Source organism: Geomonas ferrireducens, from assembly GCF_004917065.1.
Classification (GTDB): domain Bacteria; phylum Desulfobacterota; class Desulfuromonadia; order Geobacterales; family Geobacteraceae; genus Geomonas; species Geomonas ferrireducens.
The window spans coordinates 25,952-40,764 of the sequence record NZ_SSYA01000002.1; the positions used below are offsets into that span (position 1 = coordinate 25,952).

General features: G+C 60.3%; 10 protein-coding genes. 3 read left to right on the forward strand and 7 right to left on the reverse strand.

Going from position 1 to position 14,813, the window contains the following annotated elements:
- Positions 1-19: 19 nt before the first annotated feature.
- A complete protein-coding gene (locus E8L22_RS08975) occupies positions 20-223 on the reverse strand; it encodes a 4Fe-4S binding protein (RefSeq protein ID WP_136524875.1) in 204 nt (67 codons plus the stop codon).
- A 192-nt stretch (positions 224-415) separates the two neighbouring features.
- Here E8L22_RS08975 and E8L22_RS08980 point away from each other — a divergent pair, with 192 nt between their 5' ends.
- Complete coding sequence (locus E8L22_RS08980; protein ID WP_136524876.1) at positions 416-922, forward strand: MucR family transcriptional regulator; 507 nt, start codon at positions 416-418, stop codon at positions 920-922.
- A 110-nt stretch (positions 923-1,032) separates the two neighbouring features.
- Here E8L22_RS08980 and E8L22_RS08985 read toward each other — a convergent pair whose 3' ends face one another.
- Positions 1,033-1,821 (reverse strand): pseudouridine synthase, encoded by a 789-nt coding sequence (locus tag E8L22_RS08985; RefSeq protein WP_136524877.1) that lies wholly within the window; start codon positions 1,819-1,821, stop codon positions 1,033-1,035.
- Between the two features lie 201 nt (positions 1,822-2,022).
- Here E8L22_RS08985 and E8L22_RS08990 point away from each other — a divergent pair, with 201 nt between their 5' ends.
- A complete protein-coding gene (locus E8L22_RS08990) occupies positions 2,023-3,294 on the forward strand; it encodes a DUF445 domain-containing protein (protein ID WP_136524878.1) in 1,272 nt (423 codons plus the stop codon).
- Positions 3,295-3,663: 369 nt separating this feature from the next.
- Here the strand turns inward: E8L22_RS08990 and E8L22_RS08995 are convergent, their stop codons facing one another.
- Positions 3,664-4,623 (reverse strand): acetyl-CoA carboxylase carboxyltransferase subunit alpha, encoded by a 960-nt coding sequence (locus E8L22_RS08995; protein ID WP_135870848.1) that lies wholly within the window; start codon positions 4,621-4,623, stop codon positions 3,664-3,666.
- Between the two features lie 50 nt (positions 4,624-4,673).
- Positions 4,674-8,147 (reverse strand): DNA polymerase III subunit alpha, encoded by a 3,474-nt coding sequence (gene dnaE, locus E8L22_RS09000; RefSeq protein ID WP_136524879.1) that lies wholly within the window; start codon positions 8,145-8,147, stop codon positions 4,674-4,676.
- 294 nt (positions 8,148-8,441) lie between these two features.
- Here dnaE and E8L22_RS09005 point away from each other — a divergent pair, with 294 nt between their 5' ends.
- The gene (locus E8L22_RS09005; RefSeq protein WP_136524880.1) at positions 8,442-9,140 is read left to right on the forward strand and encodes a pirin family protein; all 699 of its coding nucleotides are present in this window, start codon (positions 8,442-8,444) and stop codon (positions 9,138-9,140) included.
- A gap of 130 nt (positions 9,141-9,270) precedes the next feature.
- Here E8L22_RS09005 and hisS read toward each other — a convergent pair whose 3' ends face one another.
- From hisS to E8L22_RS09020, 3 genes are all read right to left on the reverse strand, one after another.
- On the reverse strand, positions 9,271-10,524 hold the full coding sequence (gene hisS / locus E8L22_RS09010) for a histidine--tRNA ligase (RefSeq protein WP_136524881.1): 1,254 nt from the start codon (positions 10,522-10,524) through the stop codon (positions 9,271-9,273).
- A gap of 236 nt (positions 10,525-10,760) precedes the next feature.
- Positions 10,761-12,140 (reverse strand): GGDEF domain-containing response regulator, encoded by a 1,380-nt coding sequence (locus E8L22_RS09015; RefSeq protein ID WP_136524882.1) that lies wholly within the window; start codon positions 12,138-12,140, stop codon positions 10,761-10,763.
- A gap of 73 nt (positions 12,141-12,213) precedes the next feature.
- The gene (locus tag E8L22_RS09020; RefSeq protein ID WP_136524883.1) at positions 12,214-14,574 is read right to left on the reverse strand and encodes a DNA internalization-related competence protein ComEC/Rec2; all 2,361 of its coding nucleotides are present in this window, start codon (positions 14,572-14,574) and stop codon (positions 12,214-12,216) included.
- Between the last annotated feature and the right edge of the window lie 239 nt (positions 14,575-14,813).

Consider the following 14,813-nt stretch of genomic DNA (forward strand, 5'->3'; position numbering starts at 1 on the left):
CAGTGCTGAACGAAAGGATTTACTTGAAGACGGTTATGGCAACGTCAGGACAGATTTCGGCGCAGAGAGCGCACCCGGTACACTGCTCCAGATTGGGAGCTTCAGCAGGTGCGTAACCCTGGATATTGACCTTCTCGCAGAGCCTGATCAGCTTCTTCGGGCAAGCAATCGTGCAGATACCGCAACCCTTGCAGCGCATCTCGTCTATTACAATTCTTCCCATACTAAGTATCCCTCATTGTCTTGCTGCCGTTGCCCGGCATGCAATCAGCGCAAAAACCTAGCAGAAATCTGTCAGGGCAGTCAACTTTTTTGTTTACACGAGTGATTTATCGCTTGCTTTTAAACAAGCGTGTAGTTTAATAATAAGCGACTCATGTACCACAACTAAGAATTTAAAAGGAGGAGCGAAACGATGGCATCATCACTGCTCGAGTTGACGGCCAGTATTGTCTCTTCACATGCCTCGGTTACAGAGATGTCAGGCGACGATCTGCTTCTTGAACTGCAGAAGGTGCATGGCGCACTGCAGAAACTCGAAGTGGAAACAGGCGAGGGAATGGAGGTGGGCGGCGAAAGGGGACCGGCGCTTACCCTGAAAAAGGCGTTCCAACCGGACCAGATAAGCTGCATGTTGTGCGGCAAGACCGGCATGAAGACGCTCGCGCGCCATCTTGCCCAGGTACATGGAGTAAAACCCGGAGAGTACAGAAAACAGTTCGGCATCCCGAGTAACCAGGCGCTGACCGCAAGGAACTTCTCCGAGGCACGCAGGCGTATGGCCCAGGAGAAGGGGCTCGCCGACAACTTGGCCAAGGCGCGCGCCGTCCGCGCCGCAAAGCTTGCCGCCAAGGGGGGCGCGGAAAAAAAGCCGGTGAAACAGCCCCGCGCCTCGAAACAGAAGCAGCAGATGAGCGCCTGACTCCTGATGTGATCCTCTTTGCAGCCTTTCAATATAAATGAAAAAGCCGCCCTTCAAGGGGCGGCTTTTGTTGTTTCACGCAAACACGTCACTTCCTGCAGCGCTGCAAACTAACGACGCGGCGCGATCTTTCTTCTCGCCACCACACCGGTCTTTTTCGGACCCCGGCCGGTACCGACCGCAACGATCTTCCTTTTCAGCTTGGTTACCTCTTCAGCAGTGAGCTCCCTGAACTCGCCCGGCTTCATCTCGCCGATCTCCAGGAAGTCGTAGCGCGCGCGCTTCAGGCGCACGACGTTCAGCCCCACCGCCTCGCACATGCGCCGCACCTGGCGGTAGCGCCCCTCGTGGATGGTGATGGAGATCCAGGAGTTGTTCTCGCTCTCGCTCACCTGCGCGACCTTCGCCGGAGCGGTCATGCCGTCCTCCAGCTTCACCCCCTCGGAGAGCTTTTTTATCTGTACCGCGGTGACGTGCCCGCTCACCCGGACCAGGTATCCCTTGTCCACCTCGTGGCTGGGGTGCATCAGCATGTTGGCGAAAGCACCGTCGTTGGTGAGCAGCAGGAGCCCTTCCGTGTTGTAATCGAGTCGACCGACGGGATACACCCGCTCCTGCACCCCTTTGAGAAGATCGGAGACGATGGGGCGCCCCTCGGGGTCCTTCATGGTGGTCATGTACCCTACCGGCTTGTACAGAAGCAGGTAGACTCGCTTTTCCTCAACGGCGATCGGCTTGCCGTCCACCGTGATGGTATCGGTTTCCAGGTCCGCCTTGGTGCCGAGCTCGGTGACCACCGTGCCATTCACGGCCACACGCCCCGAGGTGATGATGTTTTCCGACTCGCGCCGCGAGGCGATGCCCGCCTGCGACAGTATCTTTTGCAAACGCTCCTGCATATGTCTCTCCTTACCTGGGCTCTCGCCGGTGAATTTATGCGGATCAAGTCATATCACAGCAGCCGTGCAGGTAGCAACCAGTTATGCGGTAAACAGTGCGACCTACCAGCGAAGCTGTTGCCATGAGGTACGGAACCTGCTAAAAAGACAGGCTGCGCTGAAGCCGCAGTAAAGAGATATGTTCGCAAGGAGTAGATGTTCATGCAGATGACGGATGTAAGAACCGCAGCTTTGAAAAAGAACAAGACCGTAGCCGGTGCACTCCTTGTCGGGGCCGCCCTGCTCTTTGTCGTCGCACGCCTGCAGCACGGCAGCGGGGCCTGGGGGTGGGTTGCCGCCTTCGCCGAGGCCGCCATGGTCGGCGCTCTCGCGGACTGGTTTGCCGTAGTCGCCCTCTTCAGGCACCCGATGGGGCTTCCCATCCCCCACACCGCCATCGTTGCGGAGAAGAAGGAGACCATCGCCGACAACCTAGGCCAGTTCATCCAGGAGAAGTTTCTGGCCACCGAGGTGCTGGTCGAGAGGATGCGGGCCTTCGACCCGGCACGGCGCCTGTGCGATTACCTCGTCTCCCGGCAAAACGCCGAGGGACTTGCCACCGGGATCACCCGGGTCATCTCCGAGTCGATCGACTTCCTCGAAGACGAGAGGGTCAGCAAGGTGGTGAGTGCGGCGCTTAGCGACCGGGTGGAGAAGTTCGATGCCGCCTCTTCCGCGGGGACACTGCTGGAAAGCCTCAGGAGTGAGAGCCGGCACCAGGTGGTGCTGGACGAGCTGCTGCGCCGCCTCGGGGGATGGCTCGCGAAACCGGAAGCGCAGGAGAAGGTGGCCATCGCCCTAGACAACTGGGTGGATACCGAATATCCGCTGCTCAGCAAGTTCATCCCGAACCGTCCCCAGTTCGCCAGAAACGCCGGGGAGAAGATTGTGAGGAAGGTAAGCGGCTTCCTCGAGGCGGTGAACGCCGACCCGAGCCACGAGCTGCGCCACGAGTTCGACCGCGCGGTCGGGGATTTCATCGTGAAGCTGAAGCACGACACGGCGATGAGGGCAAGGGTCGAGGAGTTGAAGCAGGAGTTGGTGGGGAACGAGCAACTGGGGCACTACGCCCGGGGGCTGGTCGGCGACCTGAAGGCCTGGGTGGTTCAAGACCTGGAGCGGGAGCATTCCGCGATCAGGCACAAGGTTGCAGACGCAGCGGTTGCCCTCGGCAACACCCTCTCGAAGAGCGGCGAGCTTTCCGATTCCATCAACGAGCACCTGGAAGGGGTGGTGCGTAAATACGCCGACGGGCTTAGGACCGGGTTCGCGAAACACATCTCCGGGACGGTGAAGGAGTGGGACAACGAGGAGTTCATCAAGGAGATCGAGCTCAGCATCGGTTCGGACCTGCAGTTCATCAGGATGAACGGAACGCTGGTCGGCGGCATGATCGGCATCCTGCTGCACGCGGCGTCGCTTGTCATCGGGTAGAGCCCTTCGCAAAGGTGGATACTTTCCAACCAAGCGCCGCACGTGAACTCGGCGCTCCCCCCTTTGCGAAGGGGGGACGGGGGGGATTTGCTCTTTGTTGGCATAGACCGAACAGCTTTTACTCAGGATTTATTCTCTGCTTACGCAGTTTGTGGGGGGCCGGGGCTGCAAGGCCTTCAAGGCAAATCCCCCCTGCCCCCCCTTCGCAAAGGGGGGGACGCCAGGGTCCGTGCAGCGCTTCGTAGGAAGCTACACTCAGGTTCCACGAATTCTCTTAAGAAACTTATCTTCCACAATGAACCAAAGAAAAAGGGGGCATGGCTTTACGCCATGCCCCCTTCTTTTTATTGCTGTTGAATCCGCCGTGGACTACTCGGCGAAGCGGCTCATCTTGCGGAACTTCTGGTAGCGCTGCTCGATCAGCTCGTCGGCCGGAATCGCCTTCAGCTCCTTCAGATTCCTGGAAAGCGCCTCGTGCAGGTTCTTCGCCATCGCCTCGTGGTCGCGGTGCGCGCCGCCGGCGGGCTCGGGAACGATCTCGTCGATGACCTCAAGATCCTTGATGTCTTTCGCGGTGAGCTTGAGCGCCTCGGCGGCCTGGGCTCCCTTGGTGCCGTCCGACCAGAGGATCGCGGCGCAACCCTCGGGGGAGATGACCGCGTACACGGAGTGCTGCAGCATCAGGACGCGGTCACCAACGGCGATGGCAAGCGCGCCGCCGGAGCCACCCTCGCCGGTGATGACGACGATGATGGGGACGGTGAGACGGCTCATCTCGCGCAGGTTCCTCGCGATCGCCTCGGCCTGGCCGCGCTCCTCCGCGCCGATGCCGGGGAAGGCGCCCGGGGTGTCAACGAAGGTGATGATGGGGAGCTTGAAGCGCTCGGCCATCTCCATCAGGCGCAGCGCCTTCCGGTACCCTTCCGGGTTCGGCATGCCGAAGTTGCGGAACACCTTCTCCTTGGTGTCGCGCCCCTTCTGGTGACCGATCACCATGACCGGCTCGCCGTCAAGACGGGCAAGGCCGCCTACGATGGCGTGGTCGTCGCCGAAGTTGCGGTCACCGTGCAGTTCTACGAACTCGGTGAAGATCAGGCTCAGGTAATCGAGGGTGAAAGGACGATTGATATGGCGGGCAACCTGGGCCGTCTGCCAGCGGGAAAGATTTGCAAACATGTCTTCGCGCATCTTCTCTGCCTTCTCCTCAAGTTTGGCGACCTCAGCGGAGAGATCGACCCCCTCAGTGGAAAATGCCAGCAGTTCCTGGATCTTCTTGTCCAGTTCCGCCAGCGGCTTCTCAAAATCCAGATAGCTCTGCTGCAATGCCATATATTTCTATCTCCTTGCTTTCAAATAAAATAACCGCATGCGTCCTGAGTCTACTCGAAGGACACGGCATTATAGCCGAAGAGGTTACTCACTTCCACTGTTAATTCTTCACTAGCTGCCACTTTGTATACGTCGGAAAGTTTGATGGTTACGCGCGAGCTGTTCTCTATGTCCAGGTGAAGGAAGCTGCGACAGATCCCCTGATAGCGCGAAATGATATCCTTCAGCCTGTCGAGCTTGCCTGCATCGACTTCCTTCGCGTCTATGGTGAAGTTCACCCTGCGCGTATCACGCTCGACCAGGTCGCGCAACAGCATGATGTCGCTCGCCATGATCTTGGCCCCCTTCTCGCCTTGCTCGACCGTGCCGGTGATGTGAATGGGGTCGTCCCCCTTCAGGTGTTCGGAGCAGCGGGCGTAGACGTCGGAGAAGACGACGACCTCCAGGGAGCCGACCAGGTCCTCTAGGGTGATGAACCCCATCCGGTCCCCCTTCTTGGTCATGATCTCCTTGAGACTTGCGGGGACGCCGCAGATCTTCACCTCGCTCTTATCCTTTGCCTCGTTGATCGAGGAACAGTCGACATTAGAGAAGCGGCGCATGTCGGCCACGTAGCGGTCCAGCGGGTGCCCAGTGATGAAGAAGCCGATCGCCTCCTTCTCGCACCCGAGCCGGTATTTCTCGTCCCACTCAGGGATGTCCGGAAGGCGGTTCCCCGAGCCGTTCGCACTGCGCTGGATCTCGGCGATGCCGAATAGGGAGACCTGCGCGCTCTCGCGCTCCTGCTGCACGCGCTGTCCCTGGGCGGCGGCGTCGTCGAGTCCCGCCATCAGTTGCGCTCGTTTGGCGCCGGTGCAGTCGAAGGCGCCGCTTTTTATCAACGCCTCGATCACCCTCTTGTTGCAGCGACGCAGGTCGACGCGTTCGCAGAAGTCGAAGATGTCCTTGAACGGCTCGTCCCCGCGCGCCTCGAGGATCGCCTCGATGGCACCCTCCCCCACGTTCTTCACGGCACCGAGACCGAAGCGCATGGCGTTTTCGAGCACGCGGAAGGAGCGCAGCGACTCGTTGATGTCCGGCGGGAGCACCTCGATGCCCATCTCGCGGCAGTCGCCGATGCTCTTGATCACCTTGTCGGTGTTGCTCATATCCTCGGTGAGGAGGGCAGCCATGAACTCGACCGGGTAGTGGGCCTTCAGGTACGCGGTCTGGTAGGCGACGAGCGCGTAGGCGGCGGAGTGCGACTTGTTGAAGCCGTACTCGGCGAACTTCGCCATGAGGTCGAAGATGGCGGCGCACTTTTTGGAATCGAGCCCGAGCTTCTCGGACCCCTCCATGAACTTCAGGCGCTCCTTCGCCATCTGCTCGGCGTCCTTCTTACCCATGGCGCGACGCAGGAGGTCCGCGCCGCCGAGCGAGTAGCCGGCCAGGGAACGGGAGATCTGCATGACCTGTTCCTGGTAGACGATGACGCCGTAGGTGTCCTTGAGGACCGGCTCGAGCTGCGGCAGGTCGTAGACGGTCTGCTTGCGGCCGTGCTTTCGCTCGATGAAGTCGTCCACCATGCCGGAGCCGAGCGGACCCGGACGGTAGAGGGCGCACACCGCGATGATGTCCTCGAAGCAGGAGGGCTTCAGCTTGACGAGGAGCTCCTTCATGCCGCTCGACTCGAGCTGGAAGACGCCGGTCGTGTTGCCGGCCTGCAAAAGTTTGTAGGTTTCGGGATCGTCGTCGGTAAGGAGCGTGATGTCGAAGTTCGGGTCCTTGCCGTTGCGGATGTGCTTGCAGGCGTTGTCGATGACGGTGAGGTTCTTGAGGCCCAGGAAGTCGAACTTCACGAGGCCCACCTTCTCGACGTACTTCATCGAGTACTGCGTGGTCAGAGATCCGGTCTTCTGATCCTTGTAGACCGGGCAGAACTCCTCCATCTGCTTCGGCGCGACGACGAGTCCGGCGGCATGGGTCGAGATGTGGCGCGCAAGCCCCTCGAGGCGCAGCGCGACGGTCATGACCTCGTTCACCTTCGGGTCGGCGGCCATCAACTCCTTGAGTTTAGGCTCCTGCTCGATCGCCTTGTCGAGCGTGATCCCCAGTACCTCGGGAACGAGTTTGGCGATCTTGTCGACATCGGCAAAGGTGAGGTCTAGCGCGCGCCCGACGTCGCGGATGACGCCGCGGGCGGCCATGGTACCGAAGGCGGCGATCTGGCAGACCTTCTCCCTGCCGTAGCGGTCGACCATGTACTGGATCACCTCTTCGCGGCGGTCCTGGCAGAAGTCGACGTCGATATCCGGCATGGAGATACGTTCCGGGTTGAGGAATCGCTCGAACAGCAGGTTGTACGGCATGGGATCGATGTCGGTGATCCTGATGCAGAAGGCGACGAGGCTACCCGCAGCCGAGCCCCTGCCCGGTCCGACCGGGATGCCGTGGTCCTTGGCCCAGTTGATGAAGTCCGCAACGATGAGGAAGTAGCCCGGGAACCCCATCTGCCTGATGCAGTCAAGCTCGATGCGCAGTCGGTCGTGGTAGGACTGCTCCTGCTCCGGGGTCAGGTTCGGGTACTTGATCTTGATCTTCTGGAGGCGCAGCTTGAGGCCTTCGATGGACTCGCGCTCCAACTGGTCATCGAGGGTCTCACCCGGCGGGGCCTCGTAGGCCGGGAAGTGATAAGTCTTGAAGTCGAACTCGTAATTGCAGCGCTCGGCGATCTTGACGGTGTTGGTGAGCGCCTCCGGGCAGTAGTGGAAATCCTTCGCCATCTCCTCCGGGCTCTTCACGTAGAAAGCCTCGGTGGTAAAACGCATCCTGCTCGGGTCGCTCATGGTCTTCCCGGTCTGGATGCACAAAAGGATCTCGTGCGCCTTGGCGTCCTCTTTGTTCAGGTAATGGCAGTCATTGGTGGCGACAAGCGGGAGATTCAGCTCGCGCGCGATTTCCATCACCCTCTGGTTCGCGATGGTCTGCTCCGGGAGCCCGTTCTCCTGGATCTCCAGGTAGTAGGAATCCGGGAACATCTCCGCGTACCACTTTGCCGCGGCTCTCGCCTCGTCCATCTTGTTCCTGCCGGCCAAGTAGGCGATCTCGCCCTGGAGGCAGGCGGAGAGGCAGATGAGCCCTTCCCTGTGTTTCTCCAGCAGTTCCTTGTCGATGCGGGGGCGACGGTAGAAGCCGTCCTTGTAGCCTGCGGAGGTGAGGTAGCAGAGGTTCTTGAAGCCGACCATGTTCTCGGCCAGCAGGATGAGGTGATAGCTCGTGACCGGGTCGGCGCCGGTCGGCGCCTTCTTTTCCAGGCGGGAGCCCGGTGCGATGTACACCTCGCTCCCGAGGATCGGCTTGATCCCCTTGTCCTTCGCCTTGAGGTAGAACTCGAGGGAGCCGAACATGTTGCCGTGGTCGGTGACCGCCACCGCAGGCATGTGGTACTCCTTCGCCTTCTTGACCAGATCGCCGATACGGATGGCGCCGTCCAAGAGGGAGTACTGGGAGTGCAGATGGAGATGGACGAAGTTTGCTGAATCCATAACAGGAAAGCCCTAACCAAAAAACAGACAACAGACTGAATTAAAACAACAAAAGGAGCCCTTGGCTCTGCTGGCTCCAGTCACTGTTCGGATGAGAAAATAGCCGCCACATTCTGCACTAACCGGGAGTCTGTGTCAATGCACAGAAGCTCTCACGCCCAGATAATTTAAGTTGGTACGATGACGGCAGCCGAGTTGCATACGGCCGCGAATAAATCGTTGACAGCACCGTCAGAATAATTCAATATCAAATCATATCAAATCAAACGACTGAGGTCTGAGAGGAGAAAAACCATGATCACCATAAGAAGATCGGAAGACAGGGGTCACGCAGACCACGGCTGGCTCGACACCCATCACACCTTTTCCTTCGCCAACTACTACGACCCGCGCCACATGGGTTTCAGAACTCTGCGGGTCATTAACGAGGACCGGGTCAAGCCGGACATAGGGTTCCCTACGCACCCGCACCGGGACATGGAGATCATCTCGTATGTGCTGGAAGGGGAACTGGCCCATCGCGACAGCATGGGGAACGGGTCGGTGATCCGTCCCGGCGAGGTGCAGCGCATGAGCGCAGGTACCGGCATCACCCACAGCGAGTTCAACAACAGCAAGACCGACCCGCTGCATTTCTTCCAGATATGGATCCTGCCGGAGCGGGAAGGAGTCACGCCGAGTTACGAGCAGAAGTTCTTTCCGGATGAGGAGAAACGGGGCACCCTGCGCCTGGTCGCCTCGCCGGACGGGGAGAACGGCTCGGTTGTCATCAACCAGGATGCGAAGCTGTACGCGACGCTGCTGAAAGCCGGCGAAGAAATCATCCACCATCTTCCGGCGGAGCATCATGCGTGGGTACAGGTGGCGCGCGGCAAGGTGCTCGTGAACGGTCATGTCCTGGAAGCAGGCGACGGGGCGGCGGTCAGCAGCGAGGATGTGCTGCGTCTGACCGGGAAGGAAGCAAGCGAGCTGCTACTTTTCGAACTGCCGTAAGCGGTAGTAGTACTGATGTGACAACAAACGCGGCAGAGACAAAAGGGGACAGGCTACTTTACCTTAAAAAGTAGCCTGTCCCCTTTTCTTTTGTCTGTTTTTACCGCTCCTACGGATTTGATCGGAACAGCTAGGCCCCGGCGTTCATGGCGGCATGGATGCTTGCCGCGTCCAGCGCCACCTCGGCCTGGTTGCCGACGTCCATGTTCTTGAGGGGGGCGGTGCCGCGGGCGAGCTCGTCCCCGCCGATGATCAGCGTGAAGCGGGAGCTGAACTTGTCGGCGCGTCTCATCTGGCTCTTCAGGCTCTTCCCTTCGTAGTCGATCTCGACCGCAAGCCCCAGGCGCTGCAGGGCGCTCATCAGGCGGAAGGCTTCGGAATGCGCCTCCTCACCAAGCGCCGCGATGAAGAGGTCGGGACGGCGCGAGAAATCCTTTTCGGCCAGCAAAAGGGCGACGCGCTCGACGCCCATGGCAAAGCCGATGCCGGGGATCTGCGGCCCGCCGATCTCGGAGATGAGCCCGTCGTAGCGGCCGCCTGCAGCGACGGCGCTCTGGGCGCCCAGCATGGTGGTGACCATCTCGAAGGTGGTCCTGGTGTAGTAGTCGAGGCCGCGCACCATCCTCGAGTTTATGCTGTACGGGGTGCCGACCAGTTCGAGGTATTTCCTTGTCTTGTCGAAGTGGTCGCCGCACTCGGGGCAGAGGTGGTCGAGCATGGAGGGTGCGCCCTGGGTCGCCTCCTGGCAGCCGGCGGACTTGCAGTCGAGCGCGCGCAGCGGATTGGTGTCGTAACGGCGCTTGCAGTCGTCGCACAGCTTGTCGATGCGGTCGAGCAGGAACTTCTTGAGCGCCTCGCGGTAGGCAGGACGGCAGCAGGGGCACCCAAGGGAGTTGATCTGCAGGCTCGGCTCGGTGAGCCCCAGTTCCTGGAAGAAATGGGTCAGCATGGTGAGGACCTGGGCGTCGACGGTAGGTGCCGCAACCCCGGTGATCTCGGCGCCGATCTGGTGGAACTGGCGGTAACGCCCTTTCTGCGGGCGCTCGTAGCGGAACATCGGCCCCATGTAGTAAAGGCGCGCGACCGGGTCGAGGGCGTGCATCTTGTGCTCGACGTAGGCACGCATGACCGACGCGGTCCCTTCCGGGCGCAGGGTCACCTTGTTGCCGCCCTTGTCCTCGAAGGAGTACATCTCCTTCTCCACTATGTCAGTGGCGTCGCCGATGGAGCGGCAGAAAAGCTCGGTCTTCTCCATGATCGGGATCCTGATCTCGGAAAGTCCGTACAGCTCGAAAACCCGGCGCGCGGTCGCCTCGATGTGCTGCCACTTCTCGACCTCGCCCGGGAGGATGTCATTAAACCCCTTGATGCCGGTGATTGCCACGGTGATGCTCTCCTTGCTTGAAAAATGCACTGCGGACGACTTAAAGACCAAGGCTTTAACGCAAAGACGCAAAGCCGCCAAGACGCTAAGAGAAACTCAAACAGGGGAACAGCAAAACCCTTTATGTTGGTTTTACCTTCGCGCCTTCGCGCCTTCGCGTTAAGGCCTTAAAAATAAAAAAACCGGCATAGACTGCTTTCCGGTCCGCTGCACGTCCATTTGCCCCACCGCTTTCGTCAGGGAGGCGTGATCAGCCTTTCCGCATGGAACGCCCTGTTCTTGCCGGCGCTCTTGCCGCGGTACATCGCCTGGTCCGCCATCTCCAGAAGCTCCGCCTTGGTGCTGGCATCGTCCGGCGCGCACGCGTAGCCAAGGCTCACGGTGAGTCTGATGGCAAGCCCGTCGGCTTTCGCGAAGGTGTGCGACTCTATGGTCTTCCGGATACGTTCGGCGACGATGGCAGCGCCTTCCATACCGGTCTCCACGAGAACGATGGTGTACTCGTCGCCGCCGTAACGGATCACCGCGTCGACGTCACGCACGCTCTTTCGAACCAGGGCGCCGACCTCGCGCAGCACGCGGCTCCCGATCAGGTGGCCGAAGTTGTCGTTCACCGATTTGAAGAGGTCGATGTCGAGGAAGAGCACACCGAGGTTGGAGCCGTAGCGATCGCAGCGCTTCAGCTCGCGCTCCAGTACGACGTCGAGGTAGCGGTAGTTGTACAGGCCGGTCAGCTCGTCGATATAGAGGAGATCTTTCGCGATGTTGTAGCGGACGGCGTTGTCGAGCGCAAGCAGCCCCTGATCGAGCAGGAAGGAGATGTGCTTGCGGTTTATGTCCCTCGGGAGCATGGCGCCGGGATCGTTGAACAGGATGACCACGCCCTGGAGGTCCGACTTGTAACGCAGGTAGAGGCACATCGCCTCGGTGATCTCGCAGGCGTATTCGGCGCCTTCCGGCAGGAAGTTCCGCAGATAGACCAGATGCGAGGTGCCGTCGTCCCTCAGGTCGCTTTCACTGATGACCGCCTGCCCAAGAAGATGCGCGTTCAGCTCGTCGATCCCCTTCAGCTCGCACAGCTTCAGCTGCCCATTCTCGGCAAAATAGCCAAGAGCCCGGCGCACGCCGACTTCTTTCATAAGGGCGTCGGTGAGCATCTGGTAGAGGCGCTCAAGTTCCAGGCAGTTGGAGATGTTCTGACTCACCTGGAAAAGATTAACCAGCCCTTTAAGCTCGAGATTCTCGTCGAGCAGCCTGCGCTGTTCCATGCAGTGGCTGACGATGTGGCGGAATTCGTCCTGGTTGATGGGCTTTATGAGGTAATCGGTGGCGCCGTTTTTCAGGGCGTAGATGGCGGTCTCGACGTTGGCGTGGCCGGTGACCATGATCACGGCGGTTGCGGGGTCGAGCCGTTTCACTTCGGAGAGGATATCGAGGCCGCTCACGTCGCGCATCACCAGGTCGGTGACAACGAGGTGATAGCCGCCTCTCCCGATCATATCCAGCGCCTCTTCACCTGAGGCAGCCACCTCGACGTTATAGCCGTCCTCCTTAAGAAGGTCGGTATAGACCTCCCGGAAAAAGCTATCGTCTTCGACTAAAAGAATCCTTTGCATGCTACGGATCTCCTGGATCGTCGGGGTATACGTGAGAATGCCTGCCTAAACTAGCAGATAGGGCTCTAGAGTGTCAATTAAAATGCCCCAAAGGGGTCGTAATTGTAAGTGCGCCGTCCGCCTCGCATGCCGCGATTATCGTGCCGTCCTGATCGGTACGGTAGATGCGGATACCCTGTCGCTGCAATCTCAGAAGGGTCGCCGTTGCCGGGAGCCTGAAGGTGTTCCGGTATCCGGCGGAGATGACCGCTGCAGCGGGTCGCACTGCGGCAAGAAAGGAATCGGTCGAAGAATATCTGCTGCCGTGGTGCGCCACCTTAAGCAGGGAACAGGGCTCGACCGCCTGGCGCTCGAGGAGTCCGCGCTCCGCGTCGACTCCGATGTCACCGGTGAAAAGGACGGAACTTCGGCCATAAGAAAGGCGAAAGACGAGGGAGGTTTCGTTCGCGTCGGTGTAACTCTCTTCGGTATCGGCGAGGGGCCAAAGGGGCTGCAATAAGGCGCCGCCGAGCCGAAGCGGTGCTCTTTCCGGGTCGAGGAGCCTGACCGGCACGCCGCGTGCGGTCAGGATCCATTTCAATTGCTGTGTATCCGGTGACCTGAAGAGCAGCGGACTCGCAAGGAATTGACCGACCTCGAAGTATGCGGCCAAGTGCACGACGCCCTGCAGGTGGTCCGGATGCTCGTGGGGGAGCACCAGGTAGTCGATGCGCCGCACCGAAAGTGCCCTCAGCGCCGGCACGAGTATCCGGGGGCCGACACGCGCCTCGGTGTCCGTCGCGTTGCCGCCGCCGTCAACGAGCATCCACTTCCCTTCGGGAAGATGCACCAGGGCGGCGTCCCCTTGCCCTACGCTCAGAAAGTAGATGCGCATGGCGCTCTCCGGGGCGCTCGTCGCCGGCACTGCGCGCAGGATCAGTGCAAATAGCAATACGCCTGCAGCGGCCACACGCTGCGGAAGGGAGGAGACAAAGGTGATCACGAAAAGCGTGAGGCACGCGAGGAGCAGGTCGAGCCGTCCGGGGGCGTATCCCTCAAGGACCGGTGCCCGGGAAAGATATACAACGATCTGGTCCGCCCAGCGCACGAGCAGCGCGGCAAGATGCAGCAACAGACGGGCTGGTGCATCCCCCACACCGCTCGCGGCAAGGCCCAACAGACCGAAGACTACTGCACAGTACCCCATGAGCGGCACCACGAGGAGGTTCGCTACAAGACCAATGACGGAAACGCGCCGGAAGTAGTACGCCACGTGAACGAAAGTCGCGAGAATGGCAGCCGCGGACGCGGCAAAAAGAAGCAGCGTCCAACGCAGCGCCCTCCCCTTCGCGGCGACCATTCCGGAGAGTGGCGGAGCCAGGACGGCCAAGCCCCAGATGGCTAGAAAGGAGAGCTGGAAGGAGACGTCGAAGAGGGTCTCGGGAGCGGTGAAAAGGATGGCACAGGCCGCGAGCATGATGGTGTTCACCGGGTCCAGTTCGCGCTTCAGGTACAGTGCGACAACCGCGGCGAAGATCATCACCACGCTGCGCTGCGTGGCGGGGGCTGCACCGGAGAGAAAGAGGTAAAAGAGCACCACGGGGAGCGACGTGAACAGGACGGCCTGGCGCAACCTCACGTGCAGGGCGAGCCACTCGGAACGACGTGCCAGGAAGTAGAGTCCGTTGAACAGGGTCAGGAACAGGACCCCGACGTGGAAGCCGGATATGGAAAGGATGTGGTTCACGCCGCTGCGGGAAAACGATTCCTGCAACGGCTCCGACAGATCCCCCCGGTCGCCCAACAGCAGCGCCTTCAGGACGCCCCCCTCGGCTCCCGGTTCCGCGGACATGATGAAGTCACCCAACCTGTCGGCAAGGAGGTCGATGCCGTGCCGCCACCCGGTGCCCGCGCGCAGGAGCACCATGTCGTCGGCCTCCGGGAGGAAACCGGTTTCGAAGACGCCAAGGTAGGCGAGCCGCCGCGCGTAGTCGATCTCGCCGGGGATCCCGAGGCTGCGCGGCTTCCTGAGGCGGGTGGAAAGGCGGACCCGGTCTCCGGTAAAGAATTTAGGTCGTCCCGATTTCACGTAAACCAGCAGCCGTCCCCTCGCGGCGTACTCGCGGTCGTCTTCCTCGATCTTATCAACGATCAGGTAGATCCTGCTTCCCCCCAAAGCCGCTCCCTCGACGCGCGCATCTACGCATCCCTCAACCATAACCGGCCTGTCCCGGACGAAGGCGCTGAGCGCGTCGGCCGGACGCAGGAAGGGCTTCATAGACAGTACTCCCCAGACCATGAAGAAGGCGGCAATGGATAGGGTGAAAGGCAAACGGGATCTGACGAAGCAGGCGGCTAAGGTTGCGGCGAGCAGGGCCGCGGCAGGCCAGGACGGGATGGCGATGTCGAGAAGGTCAGCCAGCACGAGCCCGGCGACCAATGAGCTAAGAGGCACCAGAAGCGGTTTCTCCAGGTGACACCCCCTTGGGAACAGCACGCTGCGCCACGGGAACAATTAAATTCAACAAATGTTATAACATCCCCCCTCCCCTGCACAACGGCATCTGCTCAGCAAGTTCAAGCTGTTCACAGTTCGACATCCGCATAAGCGATTGAAATTTCAATACTTGCCCCCTTCAACAGTGAAACCTTGTGCAGCTTTAGTACAGACAGCCCGGTTTCGTTATTGCCGTA

Coding starts and splice junctions, on each gene's coding strand:
- E8L22_RS08975 (WP_136524875.1), bottom strand. CDS start 223: ATGGGAAGAATTGTAATAGACGAGATGCGCTGCAAGGGTTGCGGTATC.
- E8L22_RS08980 (WP_136524876.1), top strand. CDS start 416: ATGGCATCATCACTGCTCGAGTTGACGGCCAGTATTGTCTCTTCACAT.
- E8L22_RS08985 (WP_136524877.1), bottom strand. CDS start 1,821: ATGCAGGAGCGTTTGCAAAAGATACTGTCGCAGGCGGGCATCGCCTCG.
- E8L22_RS08990 (WP_136524878.1), top strand. CDS start 2,023: ATGCAGATGACGGATGTAAGAACCGCAGCTTTGAAAAAGAACAAGACC.
- E8L22_RS08995 (WP_135870848.1), bottom strand. CDS start 4,623: ATGGCATTGCAGCAGAGCTATCTGGATTTTGAGAAGCCGCTGGCGGAA.
- dnaE (WP_136524879.1), bottom strand. CDS start 8,147: ATGGATTCAGCAAACTTCGTCCATCTCCATCTGCACTCCCAGTACTCC.
- E8L22_RS09005 (WP_136524880.1), top strand. CDS start 8,442: ATGATCACCATAAGAAGATCGGAAGACAGGGGTCACGCAGACCACGGC.
- E8L22_RS09015 (WP_136524882.1), bottom strand. CDS start 12,140: ATGCAAAGGATTCTTTTAGTCGAAGACGATAGCTTTTTCCGGGAGGTC.